A 24,800-nucleotide genomic window follows, 5' to 3' on the forward strand; every position below is an offset into this window, starting at 1 on the left:
GGACATCATGCCTGCATAGATGGACATTTGACGACCGCTTCCGGTGATTGTTTATATTTTTATAAAAAAGGTAAAATATTTTTGGTAAAGTATTCCAAATTGTAAAAATTTTTGTTATTATTATAATTATTATATGATAAATGGGAGAATATCAATTAAAGGGATAAGTACGGAGTAGCAGAGTAAATATTAAAGTGAAAAACGAGGGGAGTAGGAAGATGAAAAAGAAAAAAATTAAAAGAAATTTAGTGGCTTTATTATCAATTGTAACATTAACAGTGACGGGATTGCATACTGACATCATGTCAGCTCCTATTTATGCAACACAAAAAAATAATAAGGAAAATATAGGAGCAAAAAAAGAAATAAGTGTCGTAAAAGAATTGACAGAGGAACGAACGGAAAATTCCAATACATATTTAATGAGCGATGGCTCAAAAAAATTAGAAATACTTGGAGAAAATATAAGATATAAAGAAAATGGAAAGTTAAAAGACTATAATACATGTTTGTCTAATATTAATAAAAATGATAAAAAGAGAATCAGAAAAGCATTGGCAGTGAATGCTCCTGAGGATTTTGATTATGTAAATGTGAGTGGAGATTCAAAACATTACTTTCCGGATGAATTAAAAAATGGCAGTGAAATTGTGATGAGCAAAGATAAGTATTCATTGTCTTTTTTGCCGTGTATCAATAAAGAAAATATTTTAATGTCAGAGGTAAAAGATAATGAAATTACATATACGTCATCGAATACAGAGATTGAATATCAGTATACTTCTTTAAAAAATGGTGTAAAGGAAAACATTATATTTAACAGCAGACCGGAGACAAATGAGATAAAATTCATTCTAAAAAGCAGGCATATTTACTATGAATTACAGGAAAGTGGAGAAATTGGAATATATGAGGAAGGGACAAAAAAACAGGTCGGAAAAATTGTTGCTCCGAATATGATAGATTCAGAAGGAAATATAGATTATACAAAAGTTAGATATGAGCTTAAAAGAGATGGAAACGATATTGTTTTAAAGATAATAATAGATAAGGAATATTTAGATGATAAGAGTACGAAATATCCTTTGACTGTTGACCCTACGGCAGTCTGGTTTGGGGATAAGCTTCCGGCGGCAATTGTAAACAGTGTAACCGGTCGGAGTGATGATATTGTTCTTAACAATTCTCTTATTTTAGAAAATAATTATGAATATAATGAGACGAAAGATAAGAGAAGCAGTAAGGTTTATATTGATACAACAAATTTAATTGGAGGTACAGACTGGCTGGTTGGAACACCGGAAATTAGTGGAAAATATATAGAAAATTCATATTTGTATTTAGGAGAGCAGACAGCAAGCAAAGAATATGTAAAGGTGGAAGTAAAAAGCCCGGAGAGTGCATGGAATATAAATACAGTTACATGGACTAATCAACCTAAAATAAATGATGAAGTAATTGCAACTACATGGAATAAAGGAGAAGATGGAAGAAATCATGGAGTAAATCTGACAAAGTGGGTACAGGCAATTGCCGATGGAAGGAAAGAGAATTATGGATTGGTATTGGAAGCGGCAGAAGATGGAACACAGTGCTCTTATTATGGAACCTTGAAACCAGGTCAAAATTTTATGTGTATTGACATCATTTATAGAGATATTGAAAAATATGATACATCAGTGAAACTATCAGCAGAATATACGCAGGAAACAGGAAAAATAGGTGTAGCCATAGAAGATACGAATAAATTAGAAGCGGGAGTGACTATAAAGGGTTACAAAATATATGTAAGAGAAAATGATGAAGCTAGATTTTCAAGTATATATCAGGGAGATGATGTAAATGAAAAGGTGGAAATGGAAATTGATTCCGGGTGTAATAAAATAGACTACAGAGTTTGTGTTTTATATTCCGACGGGACAGTGAAACCATCGAATATAGTTTCTTTTGAAAAGCAGACGAAAACTCTTGAGAGGAATGGAATAAATGAAAATACAACTGTGTCATATAAGCAGACAATTTTTGATACAGACGGTGATGGTTTGCAAGATGGTTATGAGATTTGGGATTTTAAAACATATTGGAATACTGAAACACAAGACAGTACAGCAGAAAATCCTAGTTATAAATTGGATACAGATGGCGACGGCTTTCCAGACAGCTATGAGGTGTTTGTACTTGGAACCGACCCGGCGGTGGCAAATGAAGAAGGGAAAGATAGTGATAGAGATGGTTTGATAGATATAGATGAATTTCATCGGGGGACAGACCCGCATTTGACAGATTCAGATTTTGATGGAATCAATGATTTGAATGATTATGGCTCTACGAATCCAAGAAAAACGGATAATCCTAATATTAAGGGAACAGATCAATCAATAGCTTATAGCTCTCCTATACATATTGGATTATATGAAAGAGAATATTCAGAAGAAAACAATGGTGTAACATATTCCTATATAAAAAATATATATAGGGATAATATAAAACAAGTTGAAATTGATTATGGGAATAGTTCTCTCAATAAAACTATAAAATATTTTTATAATGCAAATGGCAACTATACTGCGATTATTGAACAGTATGATACCGAATACGACCCATTACATGAACAGACGGTATGTATTACCTATACATATGATAAAAATAATAATATTGAATTTATATGTGACCGCGAAACCAAATATACTATGTTATATAACAATGGAAAATTAAAGAATTTTAAAATCGGTGAGCAGGAAATTGTAAATTATGAAAATATTGTAAGCATGGATAAGACGGAACAAGTGAATACACTTGATTTTGGTGATATTATAAAATGTGACACAAATGAGATTAACTATAAAAATAATCAGAAGATAAAAACGAGAACTTATAGATATAAAATACAGGATAATGATTTTGATTCTACAGCATATTTGGTATATATATATTACGATTCGGCTTCGAGTCCTAGTTATCAGATTCAATATAATATAGAGGGGACAATTTTAAAACTTATTGATTACACCGAAGGTGTAAGTAATCCTGTTACATATAATTATACAAGTAGTAATGGCAATACTATGGTGACAAGAAGTGATGGATTTACGAAAAGCGTTTCCAAAAAAGAAGAAACAGATGCTGATAATAAGACGCATACGACTACAACCACAACCAGCTATACTTACAAAGATTTGAAAGGTGCAACTAAAACTAAGAGTACATCCTTGGTAACAAAGATAGATGAAGATAATCATGTGTCTTCTGAGCTAAATATGTATGATAAAGATAAGTTTATATATAGTGCTGATTCAAATAAGAGAGCTGCTACAGAGAGAATATATTCAACAGCTAAAAAGGAATATATTCTTAATATGTCGCAGATTATTCACGATAATTCATCAGTGACAAGATTTATTAAAGGTTTGGCACTTGATGAAAATGATGATTATATAACGAATAATGTAGAATATATATATGATTTAGCAGGAAATATTATACAAGTAAAGGAAAACAATGAATTAGTCCATATGTACTCCTATAATCCTAGTGGAAAAATTATAGAAGAAACTGACTTAAAAAATCGCAGAACCTATATGTATGAATATGATACAGTAGGAAATGTTACGAAAATGACTACTTATATATTAAATAAGGTTGGAGAATTAAAGAAAGTAGAGGAATTTGAATACAATAGTAGTCAATGGTCGGGACAGTTGACTGCGTATAAAGAAGAAGAGAACAAATATGAAATAACGTACGATAAGGCAGGAAATCCGATTCATTTTATTGATGGTCAGGTATTATCTTGGAATAGAGGAAGACTTCTGGAAGGAATAAGTTGTGATAATAAGTCAGATGTGACTTATAGATACAATGAAAACGGATACAGAACCTATAAATATGTAACTGATTCTAATAATGCCGAAGGTGTAACTACTATCTATGAGTGGGATGGAAATAGGCTAATTAAAGAGCGGAATATAAATGAAACAACAAATAAAACTTATGATATCTGGTATTTATATGATGATAGGGACAATATCATTGGATACGATTATGTTTATGCTGATACAAATAATACGATAAAATCCAGCCGAGTTTATTATGAGAAAGATATTCAGGGAAGCGTAATAGGATTGTGGAATGAAAATGGATATAAGTTTGCCTCATACTATTATAATTCTTGGGGTGATTTAATTCAATCGACATGTAATCCTAAGTGGAATGATTTGTATGAAGTTAATTATATTGGATACAAGGGATATTATAAGGATAATGAAAGTGGATTTTATTATTCAGGTCAGGGATATTATGTACCAAAGCTTGGAAGAAAATTAAATTTAGATGAACCAACAAAAATAATAGAACAAGAAAAAAATAAAGCAAATCAATATTTCAGTTACAAAAATTTTATATATACAACTGCTAATACTAGTTTACTTCCAACAGATAAAACGGGATATGAGATAGATTATGAAGTAGATGAATATGTAGAATATTGTGATACAAAATCATTAATATTTGAGAGCATGAATAGCTATAATACAAATTGTTATGGGTTTGCGATAAATTGCTGGACATATAAAGTTGAAAATGGTTATCATTCAAGCATTTTACCGGGAATGTGTAGAGGAAATATTGACTACTATGTATATGCTACCAGTGCAACTATTGCGGGATATGTTAAGCAGGATATGGAATATTGGGGTAAGGAAGCCACCATTTTAACAGGAAATGATAACAATCCTTATTATAGAACAGATGATGAACATTGCCTTATTGCTGTTAGAACTATGGATAAACAAAGTTTTGAAGCGCATCCAGAAGCAGATTATTGTCATTTTATGATAAGAAAGGATGATGGATGGTATTTTAAAAGTGGATGGCAGGTAGGAATATTTAAACTAAAGGGAAATCATACTCCAGATACTGTTATTTGGACACAGTATGATTATGATACAAATAATAAGGTTAAAGATCATTTTGATTATGCCTTTTATACATCTGATATTCAATACATAGTAATTCCCAAATTGCCATTGACGATAAAATAAAGAGAGGAGTAGTATGATGAAAAAAACAACAGTTATTATATGTATAATTACATTAATATTTACCCTAGGAAGTGGCATAGAGGTGACAGCTGGACAGACAGAGATAATTTACAACAATGAAGAAAAGGTGACGCATATTACTAATATTCAAGCAAAAGAACTGTATACACTTCCTGCGAAACGTTTTGGATATGGAAGTTTTGTTCCATATTATACGAGAGAGGATATTATAAAACGTATGGGAGCAGAAGCATATTGGCGAAAAGGGAAAGAGAATATAGATTATGGAATTTACAAAACGGATTTAACACATTATCTAATTGTTACATCTTATGGTGGCTCATTTTTAGATAGATGGTATGTCTCGAAAATAACATCTAAAGAACTTTTTGAAAAATATATAAAAATAGGAACAACGATGGAAGTTGTAAAACTGCTTGACCCAGATACTACAGATTCAACCAATGGAGCATTTCCGAATTATGCACTTAGTAATCATAGATTTAAGGATGGAACATTTCGATATGTGCATTATGAAAAAAATGAACAAGGAGACTTTGTTGTTTCACGAATTGATTATGAGGAAGATATCATTCCAGTAGTCAACAATCTTCTTGACATTGATTATCAATTAATTAAAAATGATAATCCGAACGAAGAAGCAGAATTTTTAGAGAAGCTAAAAAAATTAAATGAACGGCCGGTAAAACCTGTTCAAAATAAGCCAACAAAGGTAAAAATTAAATCAGTAAAACGCATTAAGAAAAAATCTATTCGTATTAAATTTAAGAAAGCGAAATATGCGAAAAAATATCAAATTCAATGCGCCTCCAATAAAAAGTTTAAAAGGGCTAAGATAAAAACCACAAAGAAAAATTATTGTACAATTAAGGTTTCGAGCAAAAAAACTTACTATATCCGAGTGCGTGGTGTAAATGGAACAAAAAAAGGTAAATGGTCCAAAATAAAAAAGGTTAAAAAAATAAACAAGTCATAACATTAATTTAGAAAAAAATATACTAGATAAAAAGAGGAGGAGATGGTATGACGAAAAAAGCAATAGTAATTTTATGTATGATTGTATTATTGTTTTCAACAGAAATCAAAGCAGAAGGGTTATACAATAATGAGGAAAAAGTGACACGAATATCCAATGTTGCTACAAAAGAATTATATACTATTCCAGCAGAAAGTTTTGGGTATGGAAGTTATATTCCGTATCGTGACAGAGAATATATTATAAAGAATGTAGGTTCAGATCCATATTGGCGTAAAGGAAAAGAAAATATTGATTATGCAATGTATAAAACGGATGCAACACATTATTTGATTTTAACATCTTATGAGGGGTCATTTTTAGATAGATGGTATGTTTCTAAAATAACATCTAAAACTCTTTTTGAAAAATATGTAAAGATAGGAACATCTATAGATGTTGTGAAACTGATTGATTCGGATGCTACAGATATTATTAATGGTGCGTTTCAGGATTATATACTTTGTCATCATAGATTTGCTGACGGAACGTATTGGGATGTGCATTATGGGAAAAATTCAAAAGGAGAATTTGTTGTTGAAAGAATTGATTATAGGAAAGATAAGATACCGGTGCTTGAAAATCTCCTTGACATTGATTATCAGTTGATTAAAAATAATAATCCGAATGAAGAAGCAGAATTTTTAGAGAAGCTAAAAAAATTGAATGAAAAGCCGAAAAAGGATGATGTGGTAAAACCGATTCAAAGGAAACCGACAAGGGTAAAGATTCAGTCAGCAAAGCGCATTAAGAAAAAATCAATTCGCATTCAATATAAGAAAGCGAAATATGCAAAAAAATATCAAATTCAGTATGCATCAAATAAAAAATTCAAAAAGGCTAAAATTAAAACAACAAAGAAGAATTATTATACAATTAAGGCGTCGAGTAAAAAAACTTACTATATCCGAGTGCGTGGTGTAAATGGAACAAAAAAGGGAACATGGTCTAAAATCAAAAGAGTTAAGAAAGAATCCGCTAAAAAGTAGATTCTAAATTATAAAGCAATAGGTGTCAAGAAAAAATACTTGACACCTATTGCTTTATGTTGTATGATACTCAAGGTGACAAAAAGCCGGTTCGTATCGAAAGGTCTGGTTTGTTATGAAAGATATATTGAAAAGTTCCATGTTATATGATTTTTATGGAGAACTTCTCACAGAACATCAAAAGGAAATATATGAAGATTTTATGCTAAATGATTACAGTTTAGGCGAGATTGCTCAGGAGAGAGGAATTTCGAGGCAGGGTGTACATGATTTAGTAAAAAGATGTGATAAACTGTTAAATGGATATGAAGAAAAATTACATCTTGTAGAGCGGTTTTCTAAGACAAAAGAAGATGTGAAAAAAATCTGTATGTTAGCTGACGGAGACATGAATCAGGAAAATATATCACAAATTAAAACAATTGCACAGGAAATTTTAGAAAATTATTAGGAGGTATGGCTTTGGCATTTGAAAGCTTATCCGATAAATTACAAAATATATTTAAGAATCTTAGAAGTAAGGGCAGATTAACAGAAGAAGATGTGAAAGCTGCGCTGAAAGAAGTTAAGATTGCACTGTTAGAAGCTGATGTCAGTTTTAAGGTTGTAAAAGATTTTATTAAAAAAGTTCAGGAACGTGCCGTAGGTCAGGATGTGATGAGTAGTTTAACTCCCGGACAGATGGTGATTAAGATTGTGAATGAAGAACTTACCGCTTTGATGGGCTCGGAGACAACGGAGCTCAGACTCCTTTCCGATAATGAAAATACTGTTATTATGATGATGGGACTTCAGGGTGCAGGTAAAACGACAACCACTGCAAAGATTGCCGGAAAACTAAAAGCAAAAGGAAAAAGACCTTTGCTTGTGGCATGTGACATTTACCGTCCGGCGGCAATAGAACAGTTAAAAATTAATGGTGAGAAACAACAGGTTCCGGTTTTCTCTATGGGAGATAAACAGAAACCGTTAAATATAGCAAAGGCGGCAATTGAGCACGCCAGAAAAAATGGAAACAATGTTGTCATCTTAGATACAGCAGGACGTTTGCATGTGGATGAAGACATGATGAATGAGCTTGTTGAAATCAGAGATAATATTGAACTTACGCAGACAGTTCTTGTTGTAGATGCAATGACAGGACAGGATGCGGTTAATGTCGCAAAAGAGTTTAATGAAAAAATAGGAATTGATGGTATTATTGTCACAAAATTAGATGGTGACACGAGAGGTGGTGCAGCTTTATCTATTAAGGCGGTGACCGGAAAACCGATTCTTTATATCGGTATGGGAGAGAAACTTTCTGATTTAGAACAGTTTTACCCGGACAGAATGGCATCTCGTATTCTGGGAATGGGAGATGTGCTGTCATTAATTGAAAAAGCTGAGCAGGCAATCGACCAGGATAAGGCAAAAGAAATGGAACAGCGTTTGAGAAAGGCACAGTTTACATTTGATGATTATCTTGAGTATATGGGACAGATTAAAAACATGGGTGGATTATCTTCTCTCCTCAATATGATACCAGGAGTTGGTGGGCAGATTAAGGAGGATATGCTTCCTGACGATAAACAGCTTGGAAAAATCGAGGCAATTATTTTCTCAATGACAAAAGAAGAAAGAGGAAATCCTGATTTGATAAATCCGTCAAGAAAGAGACGTATTGCAAATGGTGCCGGTGTAGATATCAGCGAGGTCAACAAACTTGTGAAACAGTTTGAGCAGGCTAGAAAGATGATGAAGAGTATGCCTGGCATGATGGGGGGCAAAGGAAAGAAAAGACATGGTGGATTTAAAATGCCTTTTGGCTTTTAGATAAATAAACAGATTAATATGTAATTTTACGGAGGTAAAGAAAAAATGGCAGTAAAGATGAGATTAAAGAGAATGGGAAAGAAAAGACATCCTATCTACAGAATAGTTGTTGCTGATTCAAGATCACCAAGAGATGGTAGATTTATTGAAGAAATCGGAACATATGACCCGAATCAGGAACCAAGTGTATTCAATGTAAATGAAGAAGCTGCAAAGAAATGGTTAGCAAATGGAGCTCAGCCAACAGATACAGTTGGAAAACTCTTAAAGATTGCTGGAATTGAAAAATAGTAATTGGAGGGAAAATCCATGAAAGAATTGGTAGAAACAATTGCAAAAGCGCTTGTTGACTCTCCAGATGAAGTTGTGGTTTTAGAAACTGAAAATGATAGAGAAATTGTAATTCAACTACATGTTGCTCCAGAAGATATGGGAAAAGTAATTGGAAAACAAGGCAGAATCGCTAAGGCAATTCGTTCAGTAGTAAAGGCTGCTGCTTCTAAATGTGATAAGAAGGTTAAAGTAGAGATAGCAGAATAAGTTTATACTTTAATACAAGTGCAACAAGGCTGGATTTTTTCCAGCCTTGTTATTGTTCGGTGGAAATTATAAATTGTATTAGGAGAATGAATTTGGAAAAATATTTGAGAGTAGGTGTGATTAGTTCTACGCATGGCTTACATGGTGAGGTTAAAGTTTATCCTACAACAGACGATATAAAGAGATTTGATTATTTAAAAGAAGTGGTATTAGACACAAAAAAAGAATATATAAATCTGGATGTTACAGGTGTAAAATATTTTAAAAATATGGTGATTTTAAGATTTGCGCAGTTTAATAATGTGGATATGGTTGCGCCGCTGAAGGGAATGGATTTGTTGGTAACGAGAGAGAATGCAATTCCTTTAGCTGAGGGTGAGAACTTTATTGTTGATATGGTTGGCTGTAAGGTGATTACCGATGAAGATGAAACATTAGGTGAATTAGTGGATGTTATGCAGACAGGTGCAAATGATGTCTATATCGTAAAAACAAAACAGGGAAAAGAAATTTTATTACCTGCGATTAAAGAATGTGTATTAGAGAAAGATATTGAAAACAAGTTGATTCGAGTTCATATTATGAAAGGATTGTTAGATTAATGAATTTTCATGTTTTGACGCTATTTCCTGAAATGATAGAACAGGGGATAAATACAAGTATTACAGGAAGAGCCATAAATAATGGATTCATCAGTATAGATGCCATCAATATCAGAGATTTTGCCGGAAACAAATACGGACAAATTGATGATTATCCATATGGTGGTGGAGCAGGGATGGTGATGCAGCCGGAACCTGTCTATAAAAGTTATCAGTCTGTAGTAGAAAAAATAGGGTATCAGCCAAGGGTGATATATTTGACACCTCAGGGAAAAGTTTTTAATCAAAAAATGGCAGAAGAATTTTCATTAGAAAAGGATTTGGTATTTCTCTGTGGACATTATGAGGGAATTGATGAGAGAGTGTTAGAAATGATTGTGACGGATAATGTATCGATTGGTGATTATGTATTGACGGGAGGAGAATTGCCGTCTATGGTGATGATGGATGCGATATCCAGACTTGTACCGGGAGTTTTGAACAATGATGTGTCTGCTGAATTTGAGTCATTCCATGATAATCTCTTAGAATATCCACAGTACACCAGACCGGCAACTTTTATGGATAAAGAAGTTCCGTCTATTCTATTATCAGGAAATCATCCGAAAGTAGAAAAGTGGAGAAGAGAACAGTCTATATTAAGAACAATAGAGAGACGTCCTGATTTAATGCAGGATGCGGTTCTTACAAAAGAAGACATTAAATTTTTAAAAAGTCTTGCCAAAAATGGTTAGTTATGTTAATATAACAAATGCTGTATAAAAGTAATAAAAGATGTTCCTCTGATAAACTATGTTGTAAGTATTAAGAACATCGGAATATATGAGGAGGATATTATGCAGGAATTAATTAAAGAGATTGAGGCAGCTCAGCTGAAAGAAGTGACAGAATTTAAGGTTGGTGATACAATCAGAGTTCATGCTAAGATTGTCGAAGGAAACCGTGAAAGAGTTCAGGTTTTTGAAGGTCTTGTGATTAAGAAGCAGGGTGGAAGCAACAGAGCTACATTTACTGTTAGAAAAAATTCAAATGGTATTGGCGTGGAGAGAACATGGCCATTATATTCACCATCTATCGCAAACATCGAAGTAGTTAGAAGAGGTAAAGTTAGAAGAGCTAAACTTAACTACATCAGAAGCAGAGTTGGTAAAGCTGCTAAGGTTAAAGAATTGGTTAAATAATAATGACTACTTTCAAAAGGAGCGGGTTTTACTCGTTCCTTTTTTGTAGCTGATGGCTAAACTGTTACAACAATTTATAATAGAAAGATTGGGTAGATATTATGGATTATCAGTGGTATCCGGGACACATGACGAAAGCAATGCGTCAGATGAAGGAAGATATAAAACTTATTGATTTAGTGATAGAGTTATTGGATGCAAGAATACCTATTAGTAGTAGAAATCCTGATATTGACAGCTTAGGGCAGAATAAGGCAAGACTTGTACTGTTGAACAAGTCTGATTTGGCTGATGAGACGCAAAACAATAAATGGATAGAATATTTCAAAGAAAAGGGTATTATTGCACTAAAAATAAATTCAAAAAATAAACAGGGCATAAAAGAGATAAATAATGCTGTAAACATTGCATGTAAAGAAAAGATAGAACGGGATAGAAGAAGAGGAATCATTAACCGACCGGTAAGGGCAATGGTGGTAGGCATTCCAAATGTGGGAAAATCTACGTTTATTAATGCATATGCAGGAAGAGCATGTGCAAAAACGGGAAATAAACCGGGTGTCACCAAGGGAAAACAGTGGATTAAACTAAGCAAAACTTTGGAATTATTAGATACACCGGGAGTTTTATGGCCTAAATTTGATGACCAGAGTATCGGTCTCCATCTTGCTTTTATTGGGTCGATGAACGATAATAATTTAGATATGACGGAGTTGGCATATCAATTGATAAAAAAATTGAGTGTTTCGTATCCGGAAGTGATTATTTCAAGATATGATATTGCGGGTGATGAAGACCCATTACAGATTATGTATCAGATTGCGGAAGTGAGAGGATGTAAATTAAAAGGAAATAAACCTGACTTGGAAAAAACATCTTCTATTATTATGGATGATTTTAGAAGCGGAAAATTAGGAAGAATTACAATAGATTTACTATAGACATCGGGAGTTTATATGCAAAAGATTAGCGAGATAAAGGAAGTGTTGGATAACACAGCACCGGAAAAATTATCGGAATTTATTTGTGAGTTTGAAAATGACGAGCGTGCAGGTGTAAAAGCATTGGTAAAAAAGGCCGACAAAAAGATTCATGATTACAAAACAGAGCTGGAGCGAACTTACGCCTTACAATTTTTTGAGAGGAAATATAGCAATTATCAGTATATTTGCGGTATTGATGAGGTTGGCCGAGGCCCGCTTGCAGGTCCGGTTGTGGCAGGTGCTGTTATATTACCGAAGAATTGTGATATTCTATATATCAACGATTCAAAAAAGTTGACAGCTTCTAAAAGGGAAGCATTAGCAGAGATTATTTTGGAAAAAGCAGTCAGTGCAAAGACGGCACTGGTCAGCCCGGAATATATAGACGAAGTAAATATCTTACAGGCAACATATGAGGCGATGAGAAAGGCAATAGCGTCTCTTGAAGTGGAACCGGATTTATTGCTGAATGATGCAGTGAACATACCAGGAATCCGCGTAAAACAGGTTCCGATTATAAAGGGAGATGCAAAGAGCATTTCAATCGGTGCCGCGAGTATTATCGCAAAGGTTACAAGAGATGCAATGATGATAGAATATGATAAAATATATCCTCAGTATGATTTCGCCTCAAATAAGGGGTATGGTTCTGGGAAACATATTGAGGCACTCAGAAAATATGGTCCCTGTCCGATTCACAGAAAATCTTTTATTAGGAATCTGGTATAAGGGTTGAGGGGATAGATGAATAGACGAAATATTGGAAGCTTATATGAAGAGATTGCCGTCAATTATCTAAAAGATAATAATTATACAATAATTGAACAGAATTTTAGATGTAAGGCGGGGGAAATTGATATTATTGCATTTAAGGATGGAATATTACGCTTTGTTGAAGTAAAATATAGAAAAGATACAAAATATGGATATGCAGTGTCAGCAGTTACTGACCACAAAAAGCACAGGTTAGAGAAAGCTGCCATGTGGTATCTGAACATACATAGTGAATTTCAGGAAATGCAGTGTAGTTTTGATGTAATTGCAATACAGGGAGATAATGTTGAATATATTTTTAATAGCTTTTCATCTTTTTAAATGAGGTATATATGAAAAAAATAATTGTCTTAAATAAATATAATAAAAATAGTACAAAACTAAATATAAGAAAGAATGTACCCTATATATCATATCCGGCATTAGATAAAATTTCATGGCTGGTTCATGGTTTTTCTACTCGATATGGTGGGGTGAGTCGGGAACATTTGTCTAGTATGAATTTAGGAATAGCAAGAGATGATTTATATGAAAATGTGGTGAAAAATCATGAAATTATTGCGGAAACGATAGGATTTGACGCAAAAAAAATCATTGCAAGCAAACAGACACATACTACAAATATAAGAATTGTTTCCAAAGAAGATTGTGGTAAGGGAATTTATTTGAAACGTGACTATGAGGATATAGACGGACTTATTACAAATGAACCGGGATTGGTTTTGGCTACATATTTTGCAGATTGTGTTCCACTTTATATTGTAGATACCAAAAATAGAGCCATTGGATTATCTCATTCTGGTTGGCGTGGGACTGTAGGAAAAATAGGAAAAGTTACCATTGATTTGATGCACCAGACATATGGAACAAAGGCAGAAGATGTGGTTACATGCATTGGACCCTCTATATGTCAGAACTGTTATGAAATCAACAGGGATGTGGCAGAAGCATTCCAAGAAGCCTTTCCGGATTATATTTCTGATATTCTCATAGAAAAAGAAAATGATAAATATCAGCTTGATTTATGGGAGTGTAATCGTATTATCTTTCGGGAGTGTGGTGTTTTAGCAGAAAATATCCATCTGCCTGATATATGTACATGCTGCAACAGTGACGTTTTGTTTTCTCACAGAGCGTCCAATGGAAAAAGAGGAAATTTGGCAGCATTTTTAAGTATAAAACAATAGATGTTTAAATGAGAGGTGAACATATATGAATAAGCCTATTGTTGCCATTGTCGGCAGACCAAATGTAGGAAAATCAACATTATTTAATGCTTTAGCCGGACAGATGATTTCTATCGTAAAGGATACTCCGGGTGTCACGAGAGATAGAATTTATGCTGATATTGACTGGTTGAACTATCAGTTTACATTGATAGACACAGGCGGTATAGAGCCTGACAGTAAGGATATTATTTTATCCCAGATGCGGGAGCAGGCACAAATTGCAATTGATACAGCAGATGTTATCATTTTTATGACAGATGTGAAACAAGGATTGATTGATGCTGATGCAAAGGTTGCCGATATGCTTAGGAGAAGCAGAAAACCGGTAATCCTTGTCGTAAATAAGGTAGATAATTACAACAAGATGATGGCAGACGTTTTTGAATTTTACAATTTAGGAATTGGTGACCCGGTACCGATTTCTGCGGCGCAGAGAAGTGGACTTGGCGACATGCTGGATAAAGTGACAGAGCACTTCGCTTCACTGAACTTAGAGGACAATGAAGATGACCGACCGAGAGTTGCCATTGTTGGAAAACCAAATGTAGGGAAGTCTTCTATTATCAATAAACTTACAGGAGAGAGTCGTGTTATCGTCTCTAATATTGCAGGAACTACGAGAGATGCCATCGATACAGATGTAAAATGGGATGGCAGAGAGTATGTTTTTATCGACACTGCCGGGCTTAGAAGAAAGGCAAAAGTAAAAGAAGAAATAGAGAGATACAGCATTATACGAACAGTTACAGCTGTAGAACGTGCCGATGTTGTAGTGATTGTTATCGATGCAGTAGAGGGCGTCACAGAACAGGATGCTAAAATTGCAGGGATTGCTCATGAAAATGGAAAAGGCATTATTATAGCTGTCAATAAATGGGATGCGATTGAAAAGAATGATAAAACGGTATATGAATACACTAATAAGGTAAGACAAATTTTATCATTTATGCCCTATGCGGAAATTATGTTTATTTCTGCTAAGACAGGTCAGAGACTGCCGAAACTTTTTAATATGATAGATTTTGTAATTGCAAATCATTCTATGCGTATAGAGACAGGTGTATTGAATGAAATTATGGCAGAGGCGGTCGCAATGCAGCAACCACCATCAGATAAAGGAAAGAGATTAAAACTTTACTATATAACGCAGGTGTCGGTAAAGCCACCTACTTTTGTAATATTTGTAAATGATAGGGAACTAATGCATTTTTCGTATACGAGATATATTGAAAATAAGATTCGTGAGGCATTTGGTTTTAAGGGAACACCGCTTAGATTTATTATAAGAGAGAGGAAAGAGAAATAATGGTTTGGCAGAAAATTCTTTGTATTTTAATAGGCTATGCTTTTGGATTGTTTCAGACAGGATTTATCATCGGTAAAATGCACCATATTGATATTCGTGAGCATGGGAGTGGTAATTCCGGTACTACCAATGCAATGAGAACATTGGGGAAAAAATTTGGATTTATTACTTACTTTGGAGATGCACTCAAGGCCGTTTTTGCTATCATAGTTACCTATTTTATATTTCGAAATGAATGTGACGGTCTTATGCTTATGGCATTATATACAGGGCTTGGCGTGATTTTAGGACATAATTTTCCGTTTTATATGAATTTTAAAGGGGGAAAGGGAATTGCTGCTTCCTCGGGCGTAATTTTTGCGCTTGCATTTTTCGATTGGAAGTTTGTAGTTTTAGGATTTTGTACGTTCTTTATTGCGCTTGCGCTGACAAAATATGTGTCTTTCAGCTCCCTTTGTCTGATGACCGGATTTTTAATTGAAATGATTGTGTGGGGACAGCTTGGAATGGTACATCATTTAAATAAGAGTGATAAAATTGAGGCATATATATTAGTTTTTATCATGACGTTACTATCGTTTATCAGACATAAAGATAACATTAAGAGACTGGCAAATGGAACGGAGAGAAAAATCGGTCAGAAAAAGGAGGCTTAATATGGAAAAAGTTACAGTATTAGGCGGTGGCGGATGGGCTATCGCATTGGCAAAGGTTTTATGTGAAAATGGAAATGATGTTACGCTGTGGTCGTTTCTTCAAAAAGAGGTGGATGCGTTAAAAAAAGAGAGGGAGAATAAGACAAGTCTTCCGGGAATCAAAATACCTGACGGGGTAAAGATTACAAATAATATGGAAGAGGCTGTGAAAGACTCGGCAATGATTGTAATGGCGGTTGCCTCCTCCTTTGTGAGAAGTACATCAAAAAATCTCAAAGGAATTGTTAAAGAAGGTCAGATTATTGTAGATGTGGCAAAAGGCATAGAAGAGGGAACATTTTATACAATGACAGAGGTGATTGAAGATGAATTGCCGCAGGCTGAAGCAGTTGTTTTATCAGGACCAAGCCATGCAGAGGAGGTGGGAAGAAATATTCCTACTGTTGTTGTTGTGGGTGCAAAAAAGAAGGAAACAGCATTGAAAGTGCAAAGTCTTTTTGCAAATAAATATTTTAGAACTTATATTAGTCCGGATAGAAAGAGCATTGAGCTTGGTGGTTCCTTAAAAAATGTAATTGCTCTTGCTGCAGGAATTATAGACGGTTTGGGTTTTGGAGACAATACCGAAGCGGCTCTGATTACAAGGGGAATCAAGGAAATTACCCAGCTCGGTGTCGAGATGGGAGGACATTCGAGAACTTTTTACGGTCTTTCAGGAATGGGGGATTTGATTGTTACATGTAACAGCAAACATTCAAGGAACAGACGGGCAGGAGTATTGATTGGAAAAGGATATACACTAGCCGAGGCTGTGAAGGAAGTAAATATGGTCGTAGAGGGTGCTGTATCGGCAAAAGCAGCTTTGGAATTAGCAAAAAAATACAATGTAAACGTGCCAATTATAGAAGCTGTGAATCAGGTTCTTTTTGAGGACAAGCCTGCCATTGAAAGTATGTGGGAGCTGATGGCTAGAGAGCAGACCAATGAATATCAGGATTTGCAATGGGATGAATAGAGAGCAGGAAAGAGTAATAAATTGAGATATACAAAGTTTTAAGGAGAATGAAGATGGAGCATAGAAAGGTAAATAAGCCGGAACACAAAGGAAAAAAAGGGCTTGCTGCATTCCTGTTCAGCCGTATTTTTATATTTGGTCTTATGGTAGCATTACAGGTGTTAGTTTTCGTTCTTCTGGCTTATAATGCATCTCTGAGCAAGGGAATGTCATATTTTATATCGTTTATGCAATTTGTTGTGGTAATTTATATTGTAAATGATAAATCAGACCCAACGATGAAACTTATCTGGGTAATATTTATTATGTTTGTGCCGGCTCTTGGAATCTTAATGTATTTTTATGCAAAGTTTCAGCTTGGTTCTATTATACTTAAGAAAAGGCTTGAACATATTGATGTAAGATCTGAACGTTATTTGCAGCCGGATCAGAATATTTATAATGATTTGCAGATTCAGGATAAGCAAGTATCTATGATTGCAAAATACATTTATGATAATACAGGATGCCCGGTATATAGAAATACGGAAGTCACATATTTAAACTGTGGAGAAGAAAAGTATAGAGCATTGATAGAACAGCTGGAAGAAGCACAGGATTTTATCTTTATGGAATATTTTATTATTGAAGAGGGACGTGTGTGGAATTCTATACTGAGAGTTCTGGAAAAGAAGGTACAGCAGGGTGTGGAAGTCCGCGTTATGTATGATGGGTTATGTTCCTTAACAAAACTTCCAATAGGTTATTTTAAGAAGTTGAGAAAAAAAGGAATTAAGTCAAAGACTTTTGCACCGGCAAGACCGTTTTTTACGACACAGCAGAATAACAGAGACCATCGGAAAATATTAGTGATTGACGGTAAAGTAGCATTTACGGGAGGCATCAATTTAGCAGACGAATATATGAATGTAATTGACAGATTTGGTTACTGGAAGGATACAGCAGTAATGCTTAGGGGAGATGCGGCAAGAAGTTATACACTCATGTTTCTTCAGATGTGGAATGTAAGCGAAAAGACAATCGGAAATTTTGACAGATATTTGGATGTAGAGATACCGCTGCAGTTTCCTAATAATGGTTATGTGATAGGATATGGAGACGACCCTTTTGGAAAGGAGCGAATCGGTGAGTCTGTATATTTACATATTATAAATACCGCGAACCGATATTTACATATTGTCACACCATATCTTGTCATTGATAATGTAATGATGTCTTCGCTGAAGTTTGCAGCGAAAAGAGGGGTGGATGTGAAAATTGTAATGCCGGGCATACCGGATAAAGCCTATGCTTATTGTATTGCAAGAACATATTATAATGAACTGATTGAAGCCGGTGTGGAAATATACGAGTATACTCCGGGATTTACACATGCTAAGATGTTTATCAGCGATGATGAGAAAGCAACGGTGGGAACGATAAATTTAGATTATAGAAGTTTATTCTTACATTTTGAAAACGGTTGCTTTATATATAAAAATAAAACAATTCTTGATATTGAGCAGGATTACCAGCAGATGCTGTCAGATTCTAAGAAAGTTTCGTTAATTGAATGCAGAAACAGACCAATCGTATACAAGGCATGCGGAAAGCTTTTAAGGCTTCTGGCGCCATTGATGTAATTTATATTAGGAATATATTTGTCCTCTTTGCATATATTTTAGTATTAATGTATGCAAGGGGGATTTTTTATGGATTTTAATGTATATAAAGACATTGAAAAAAGAACAAATGGAGAAATTTACATAGGAGTAGTCGGACCTGTAAGAACGGGAAAATCTACATTTATCAAAAATTTTATGGATGTTGCTGTAGTGCCAAATATTGCAGACCAAAATGAGGTGAAAAGGACAATGGATGAACTTCCGCAGTCTTCTTCCGGAAAAACAATAATGACTACGGAGCCAAAATTTATTCCAAATAATGCGGTATCCATCAAAATAGGCGGCAAGGCAAATGTCAAAGTACGGTTGATAGACTGTGTGGGATTTATGGTAGATGGGGCAACCGGTCATATGGAAGAAGATAAAGAGAGAATGGTAAAGACACCTTGGTTTGATTATGATATACCATTTTCAAAAGCTGCGGAAATCGGTACACAGAAAGTAATCTCAGAACATTCTACGATTGGAGTTGTAATTACATGTGACGGCAGTTTTACGGACTTGGACCCGGCTGAGTACAATAAAGCGTTAGATAAAACCGTGAGGGAATTAAATAGTATTAATAAACCTTTTATTATACTTGTAAATTCTCTTAATCCTGAGTCGGAGCAATGCCTTAAATTAAGAGAAGAAATTGCTAATAAATATAATGTTTCTACGCTTGCGATAAACTGTCTGAAATTGAATGAGAAGGATGTAAATAATATTCTTGAAAATATTTTATTTGAGTTTCCTATTACAGAAATCGTATTTAACGTACCGAAATGGCTGGAAATTATGGACTTCCAGCATGAGTTGATGAAGTATATTGTAGATTATTCCAAAGAAATCTTAGGAAAGGTGATTAAGATTAAAGACATAAAAAAATTAAAGCTTTTGCCGGATAAAGAGTATATGAATTCAGCACAAATGGCATCGGTAGAATTATCAAATGGAAAATTGGTGTTGAATTATGATATTGACGATAAATATTACTATGAAACTTTAACGGAAATGACAGGAACGAAGATTGACAATCAATTACAGCTGATTAAGATGGTGAGAGAACTTTCTATGCAGAAAAATAATTATATTAAAGTGAATGAGGCAATTAGTAAGGTGAGAAGTACAGGGTATGGTATTGTGACACCGGAGAAAGAAGAAATTGTGCTTGAGGACCCTGAATTAATTAAAACAGGTAGTAAGTATGGCGTGAAAATTAAAGCAACGGCGCCGTCAATTCATTTTGTAAAAGCGAATATTCTCACAGAAATTTCACCAATTATCGGAAGTGAGGAACAGGCAAAGGATATGATTAATTTTATAAACAAAAAAGAAGAGGGAAAAAGTATATGGGATACAAATATATTTGGTAAGTCAATTGGACAGATTGTTGATGAAGGAATCACCAATAAAATTAATAATCTTACAGAGGAAACTCAATCGAGAATGCAGGGAACAATTGAGAAGATTACAAATGACCAGAGCCGGGGAGTTATATGCATATTGCTGTAAAAAGGTGAGAAAATATCGTTTTTATTGTAAAATATGCTTGTTTTCTTTTTCTTTCAATGCTACTATATAGCCATATAGAGGTTTAACGTTTAACTAAATTATCAATGTTAAATGATAGGAGGGAGAAAACATGAAAAGAATATTTTCGATTTTACTTGCTTTAACACTATTACTTACAGTTATGCCGCAGCCGGCATTGACAGATACTGTTAAAGCGGCAGATGTGGCGGCATCTGGGGATTTTACCGGGGGAAATTATGAAGGACAAAATTTAGCATTTGTAGATGATTCAAATACAAGTGCCGAGGCGTATACATATAAGGTCTCTAAAAATGGAATTTTAGGAAGAATGATTGACAATAATAAGTACGCATATTTTAAAGTGGAAAATAATGCAATCACACAGAATGACCATAATCTTTTTGTTGAGATTACTTATTTTGATGAAGGAAACGATTTTTTTCAGCTTCAGTACAATGCAGTCAGTGGAAATTACAAGCAGGCGGCAATTAATAAATCAAATTCTAACACTTGGATTACAACAACAGTGTGTTTAGAAGATGCCAGCTTAAAAAAGGCACAAAACGGCGGATGCGACTTTAGAATTTGGGGACGTGGAAATGATGGAACAGTGATATCAAAAATCAGGCTGACAAAGCAGTCCGTGAATCCGGATGCAGAGCCTCTTGGAAAAAGGACAGGGGGAACGGAAAGTTCAGAATTTAGGGGGAAATCATTTACAGGATATCAGGGCTGGTTTGGAACCGGTGGACAGTATAATTCATGGCAGCATTATGCATATGGGGACGCTGACAGCGATGGAACCCGATGGCCGAGAAAGAATAAAATATCGATTGATATATTTCCTGATGTGACAGAATATGCAGATAGTTCATTGGCACAGACAGGGTTTGCCAATTTAGGAAATGGGAAAAATACGAAATTGTTTGATTCTAATGCCAAAGATGTCATCAATACACACTTTAGATGGATGAATGAGTATGGTATTGATGGTGCAGCAATTCAGCGTTTTGTCGGAGGACTTACCGGAAGAACGATTACGGGCAGTCAGGAGGCAACACAGCTAAAGAAAATACAAAACGCGGCAGAGTCAAATAACAGATTGATGTATGTTATGTATGATATCAGTGGAGGGTCACAGATTAGTGATGCAAACGATACGACATCTATCAGTTCCTATGTAAAAGATATCAAATTTGACTGGGTTTACAATATTGAACAATCTTTGGAAATGCTAAATTCATCTTCTTATGCTACGGTGAAAGGAAAACCGGTTGTATGTGTATGGGGATTTGGATTTGACAATGCAGAAAATACCAGACCAAGCAGACGTGTTGACTATGAAGAAATGATTGACTTTTTCCATGCAAGGGGATGTTATGTAATTATTGGCGTTCCAAGAGATTGGAGAAATCAGAATCAATATATAGATATATATAACAAAGCCGATATGATTTCACCTTGGTATGTGGGGGCATTGGGAGCTGATGAGGCAAGTGTAAATTCTATTTACAATAATTATTTAAGTCCGGATTTACAGTATTGTAAAAATCATAATATGGATTATTATCCTGTAGTATTTTCGGGGTTTTCATGGACATTATGGCAGGGTGGAAAACCAAATATGATTGCGAGAAATGCAGGTCAGACATTTTGGAATCAGGCATATAAATTAAAACAGCTGGGACTTGATTCATTTTATATTGCAATGTTCGATGAATATGATGAGGGGACAGCCATTGCAAAAAATGCCAGTGACTATTTTGATATTCCGACAGACCAGTATTTTGTTACAGCAAGCTGCGATGGATATTGGCTGTCATCAGATTTTCAGTTGCGGGTAGTGAGCGAGGCAGTTAAGATGATGAAAAATCAGCGGAGTGTGGTAAAAGAGGTGCCGGTGGCACATTCTAACGGACCTGTCTATTATCGAAACAGCTTTGAAAGCAAGTATGTTACCTGCTTAGAGGGGCAGTATAGTGGCAATTATCCGGTGGATCCCTGCTTTAAGAATGACAAAGAACTTCTGGCAAAGAATGCGAGTGGAAATGCCCGGATTTTAAAAAATTCTACAGCAAAAACAGGTGATTATCTGGTTTCATTCAGTGGAAATGGAAATGCTGAAAATTCATCGTACATATATAGAATTTCTGAGACAGCAATCAAGATAAAAAAAGGAATGCAGCTTTCATATTCCATGTATGCAGTAAATGATTTGGGTAAAAATACATATGTTGACTTGCTTTTAGATGATGGAAGTTATGTGAGTACAAGAGGTATAACCTCCAACGGAGTCTTAATGGGGGGAGGAGCAGCAAAAGGCAATGTTGGAAGCTGGAGTGATTATACTTTTACATTTGGAAGTGATAGTTTGGCAGGAAAAAGTATTGTAGGTATTGTTTTGGCATATGGCGGTAATTTGGGAAATTACAGCGCTTATTTTGATAATATTATTATTGAAGACGGTCAGGGCAGTGTCGAAGAGGAAACAACAAATGTAAAGCTTACGGTAAACGGATATCAGATTAGTTCCACGCTGGAAGGTATTAGGACGGTTTACTCCGTGAAAGATACGGATAAAGAGGTATCAGAAGTGGGAATGATTTATGGTCTTTCAGACTATATTTCAGATGATGATATGAAAGTGGGAAGCAGTAGTCAATATGTTTTTGACAATAAAGCCACAGAAGAAGGAAAAAATGCATTAAAGTTAACGGATGATATTGACACAGATAGTTATACGATGACGATGCAGTTTGGAAATAATATAACAAAAGATTTTTTCAGTCAAAAGATTTCTGTTAGAGCATATGCAAAATTAAAAGATGGTAAATATGTGTATAGCGGTATCAAAACACTGACTGTTTATGCTGTTGCAGAGGCATTATATCAGAATAGGCGGATGAGTACCCATTCAGCACATAATTACCTTTATGAAAAAATATTAAATGCTGTAACTCCGGGATATAAAAAAGTCGACTACAACTGGAATGATATTATAGTTAAAGTAGAATAAAAATGAAGAAAATTGCCACATATTTGTGTGGCAGTTTTTTATTTTATACACTAAACGGAAGATGTCAAGCGATTAATCTTTAGGATGAAGTAATCAATAACAGTTTATTTCTTGAAATAATCATTTTCCTATGTTAAAATTATACATTGAATTTTATGAGAAAGAAATAATAAGAAAGGAATGTATGGTGTTATGAATACATACGAAGAATTAAAAGCGAGAGGACTGATAGCACAGGTCACTGATGAAGAATTGATTCGTGATTTGATTAATAAGGGAGAAGCGGTTTTTTATATCGGTTTTGACCCTACGGCTGACAGCCTTCATGTGGGACATTTTATGGCACTTTGTCTTATGAAAAGACTCCAGATGGCTGGAAATAAACCGATAGCCTTATTGGGCGGAGGAACAGCCATGATTGGTGACCCTTCCGGTAAAACAGATATGCGTAAAATGATGACAAAAGAGACAATTGACCATAATATTGAATGTTTCAAGAAACAAATGAGCAGATTTATTGACTTTTCTGATGGTAAAGCTCTGATGGTTAACAATGCTGACTGGCTTTTGGATTTAAATTATATTGATGTTTTGAGGGATGTCGGCTCTCATTTCAGTGTAAATAGAATGCTGACAGCTGAATGTTATAAGCAGAGAATGGAAAAAGGTCTTACATTCCTTGAATTTAATTATATGATTATGCAGAGTTATGATTTTTATAGATTATACCAGGATTACGGTTGTAATTTACAGTTTGGTGGTGATGACCAGTGGAGTAATATGCTGGGCGGAACAGAACTTATCAGACGTAAATTAGGAAAAGATGCCTCTGCCATGACAATTACGCTACTTCTTAATTCAGAGGGAAAGAAGATGGGAAAAACAGTCAGCGGTGCCGTGTGGCTTGACCCTGAAAAAACTTCTCCATATGAGTTTTATCAATACTGGAGAAATGTGGATGATGCGGATGTTATTAAATGCCTTAAAATGCTGACTTTTGTTCCATTAGAAGAAATCGAGGCAATGGAACAATGGGAAGGCAGCGAATTAAACAAGGCAAAAGAAATTTTGGGATATGAGCTTACAAAGCTGGTTCACGGTGAAGAGGAAGCTGGGAAGGCTCAGGAGGCATCCAGACAGATTTTTGCCAATGGAGGTATTTCCGGTGACATTCCAACAACAACTTATGCAAAGACAGATTTAGATGAGGGAAAGGATATTCTTACTATTTTAGTGGACGCCGGACTTGCAAAATCAAGAGGTGAGGCAAGACGTCTTGTACAGCAGGGAGGCGTTTCTGTAAATGGTGAGAAAGTATCTGCCATAGATTCAAGTTTTACAACAGCGGATTTGAATGAGGATGGAGTGTTACTTGTAAAAAAAGGAAAAAAGGCATTTCATCAGATTAAGGCAGAATAATGAATTGAGATAACCGGAGGA

Annotated in this window: 21 protein-coding genes; all 21 read left to right on the forward strand. The window is 34.8% G+C overall.

Features of this window, described 5'->3' with window-relative positions; genetic code table 11:
* Positions 1–218: 218 nt before the first annotated feature.
* The 21 genes from Q5O86_RS01805 (at position 219) to tyrS (ending at position 24,779) form a co-directional block, all read left to right on the forward strand.
* Entirely contained in the window at positions 219–5,039 is a 4,821-nt protein-coding gene (locus Q5O86_RS01805) for a DNRLRE domain-containing protein (RefSeq protein WP_302625434.1), read from the forward strand.
* Positions 5,040–5,052: 13 nt separating this feature from the next.
* Positions 5,053–6,036: a hypothetical protein gene (locus tag Q5O86_RS01810; protein WP_302625435.1), complete on the forward strand. Its 984-nt coding sequence runs from the start codon at positions 5,053–5,055 to the stop codon at positions 6,034–6,036.
* Between the two features lie 47 nt (positions 6,037–6,083).
* Positions 6,084–7,064 carry a hypothetical protein gene (locus Q5O86_RS01815; protein ID WP_302625436.1) on the forward strand — a complete coding sequence of 327 codons (981 nt, stop codon included), beginning with the start codon at positions 6,084–6,086 and terminating at the stop codon, positions 7,062–7,064.
* Positions 7,065–7,179: 115 nt separating this feature from the next.
* Positions 7,180–7,515: a YlxM family DNA-binding protein gene (gene ylxM, locus Q5O86_RS01820; RefSeq protein ID WP_302625437.1), complete on the forward strand. Its 336-nt coding sequence runs from the start codon at positions 7,180–7,182 to the stop codon at positions 7,513–7,515.
* A gap of 11 nt (positions 7,516–7,526) precedes the next feature.
* Positions 7,527–8,879, forward strand: a complete 1,353-nt coding sequence (ffh, locus tag Q5O86_RS01825; RefSeq protein ID WP_302625438.1) for a signal recognition particle protein — start codon at positions 7,527–7,529, stop codon at positions 8,877–8,879.
* 45 nt (positions 8,880–8,924) lie between these two features.
* Entirely contained in the window at positions 8,925–9,170 is a 246-nt protein-coding gene (rpsP, locus tag Q5O86_RS01830; protein ID WP_302625439.1) for a 30S ribosomal protein S16, read from the forward strand.
* Positions 9,171–9,188: 18 nt separating this feature from the next.
* Positions 9,189–9,419, forward strand: coding sequence for a KH domain-containing protein (locus tag Q5O86_RS01835; protein WP_302625440.1), 231 nt, complete (start codon positions 9,189–9,191; stop codon positions 9,417–9,419).
* Between the two features lie 86 nt (positions 9,420–9,505).
* Complete coding sequence (rimM, locus tag Q5O86_RS01840; RefSeq protein ID WP_368074722.1) at positions 9,506–10,021, forward strand: ribosome maturation factor RimM; 516 nt, start codon at positions 9,506–9,508, stop codon at positions 10,019–10,021.
* Positions 10,021–10,755: a tRNA (guanosine(37)-N1)-methyltransferase TrmD gene (gene trmD / locus Q5O86_RS01845; protein WP_302625442.1), complete on the forward strand. Its 735-nt coding sequence runs from the start codon at positions 10,021–10,023 to the stop codon at positions 10,753–10,755. Before rimM ends, trmD begins: the two co-directional genes overlap by 1 nt.
* A gap of 102 nt (positions 10,756–10,857) precedes the next feature.
* Positions 10,858–11,202: a 50S ribosomal protein L19 gene (gene rplS, locus Q5O86_RS01850; RefSeq protein WP_302625443.1), complete on the forward strand. Its 345-nt coding sequence runs from the start codon at positions 10,858–10,860 to the stop codon at positions 11,200–11,202.
* Between the two features lie 101 nt (positions 11,203–11,303).
* Positions 11,304–12,143, forward strand: a complete 840-nt coding sequence (gene ylqF, locus Q5O86_RS01855) for a ribosome biogenesis GTPase YlqF (protein WP_302625444.1) — start codon at positions 11,304–11,306, stop codon at positions 12,141–12,143.
* Positions 12,144–12,158: 15 nt separating this feature from the next.
* On the forward strand, positions 12,159–12,914 hold the full coding sequence (locus tag Q5O86_RS01860) for a ribonuclease HII (protein WP_302625445.1): 756 nt from the start codon (positions 12,159–12,161) through the stop codon (positions 12,912–12,914).
* 15 nt (positions 12,915–12,929) lie between these two features.
* On the forward strand, positions 12,930–13,280 hold the full coding sequence (locus Q5O86_RS01865; protein ID WP_302625446.1) for a YraN family protein: 351 nt from the start codon (positions 12,930–12,932) through the stop codon (positions 13,278–13,280).
* Positions 13,281–13,291: 11 nt separating this feature from the next.
* On the forward strand, positions 13,292–14,146 hold the full coding sequence (gene pgeF / locus Q5O86_RS01870) for a peptidoglycan editing factor PgeF (RefSeq protein ID WP_302625447.1): 855 nt from the start codon (positions 13,292–13,294) through the stop codon (positions 14,144–14,146).
* 25 nt (positions 14,147–14,171) lie between these two features.
* The gene (gene der, locus Q5O86_RS01875) at positions 14,172–15,494 is read left to right on the forward strand and encodes a ribosome biogenesis GTPase Der (protein ID WP_302625448.1); all 1,323 of its coding nucleotides are present in this window, start codon (positions 14,172–14,174) and stop codon (positions 15,492–15,494) included.
* On the forward strand, positions 15,494–16,150 hold the full coding sequence (gene plsY, locus Q5O86_RS01880) for a glycerol-3-phosphate 1-O-acyltransferase PlsY (protein ID WP_302625449.1): 657 nt from the start codon (positions 15,494–15,496) through the stop codon (positions 16,148–16,150). The genes der and plsY overlap by 1 nt, the downstream gene beginning before the upstream one ends.
* A gap of 1 nt (position 16,151) precedes the next feature.
* Entirely contained in the window at positions 16,152–17,165 is a 1,014-nt protein-coding gene (locus Q5O86_RS01885) for an NAD(P)H-dependent glycerol-3-phosphate dehydrogenase (protein WP_302625450.1), read from the forward strand.
* Between the two features lie 53 nt (positions 17,166–17,218).
* Positions 17,219–18,787: a cardiolipin synthase gene (cls, locus tag Q5O86_RS01890; protein ID WP_302625451.1), complete on the forward strand. Its 1,569-nt coding sequence runs from the start codon at positions 17,219–17,221 to the stop codon at positions 18,785–18,787.
* 69 nt (positions 18,788–18,856) lie between these two features.
* Entirely contained in the window at positions 18,857–20,323 is a 1,467-nt protein-coding gene (gene spoIVA, locus Q5O86_RS01895) for a stage IV sporulation protein A (protein ID WP_302625452.1), read from the forward strand.
* Positions 20,324–20,453: 130 nt separating this feature from the next.
* Complete coding sequence (locus Q5O86_RS01900; protein WP_302625453.1) at positions 20,454–23,360, forward strand: glycoside hydrolase family 71/99-like protein; 2,907 nt, start codon at positions 20,454–20,456, stop codon at positions 23,358–23,360.
* 192 nt (positions 23,361–23,552) lie between these two features.
* Positions 23,553–24,779: a tyrosine--tRNA ligase gene (gene tyrS / locus Q5O86_RS01905; protein WP_302625454.1), complete on the forward strand. Its 1,227-nt coding sequence runs from the start codon at positions 23,553–23,555 to the stop codon at positions 24,777–24,779.
* Positions 24,780–24,800: the final 21 nt, after the last annotated feature.

This window comes from uncultured Eubacterium sp. (assembly GCF_937958975.1).
Lineage (GTDB): Bacteria > Bacillota > Clostridia > Lachnospirales > Lachnospiraceae > Eubacterium_G.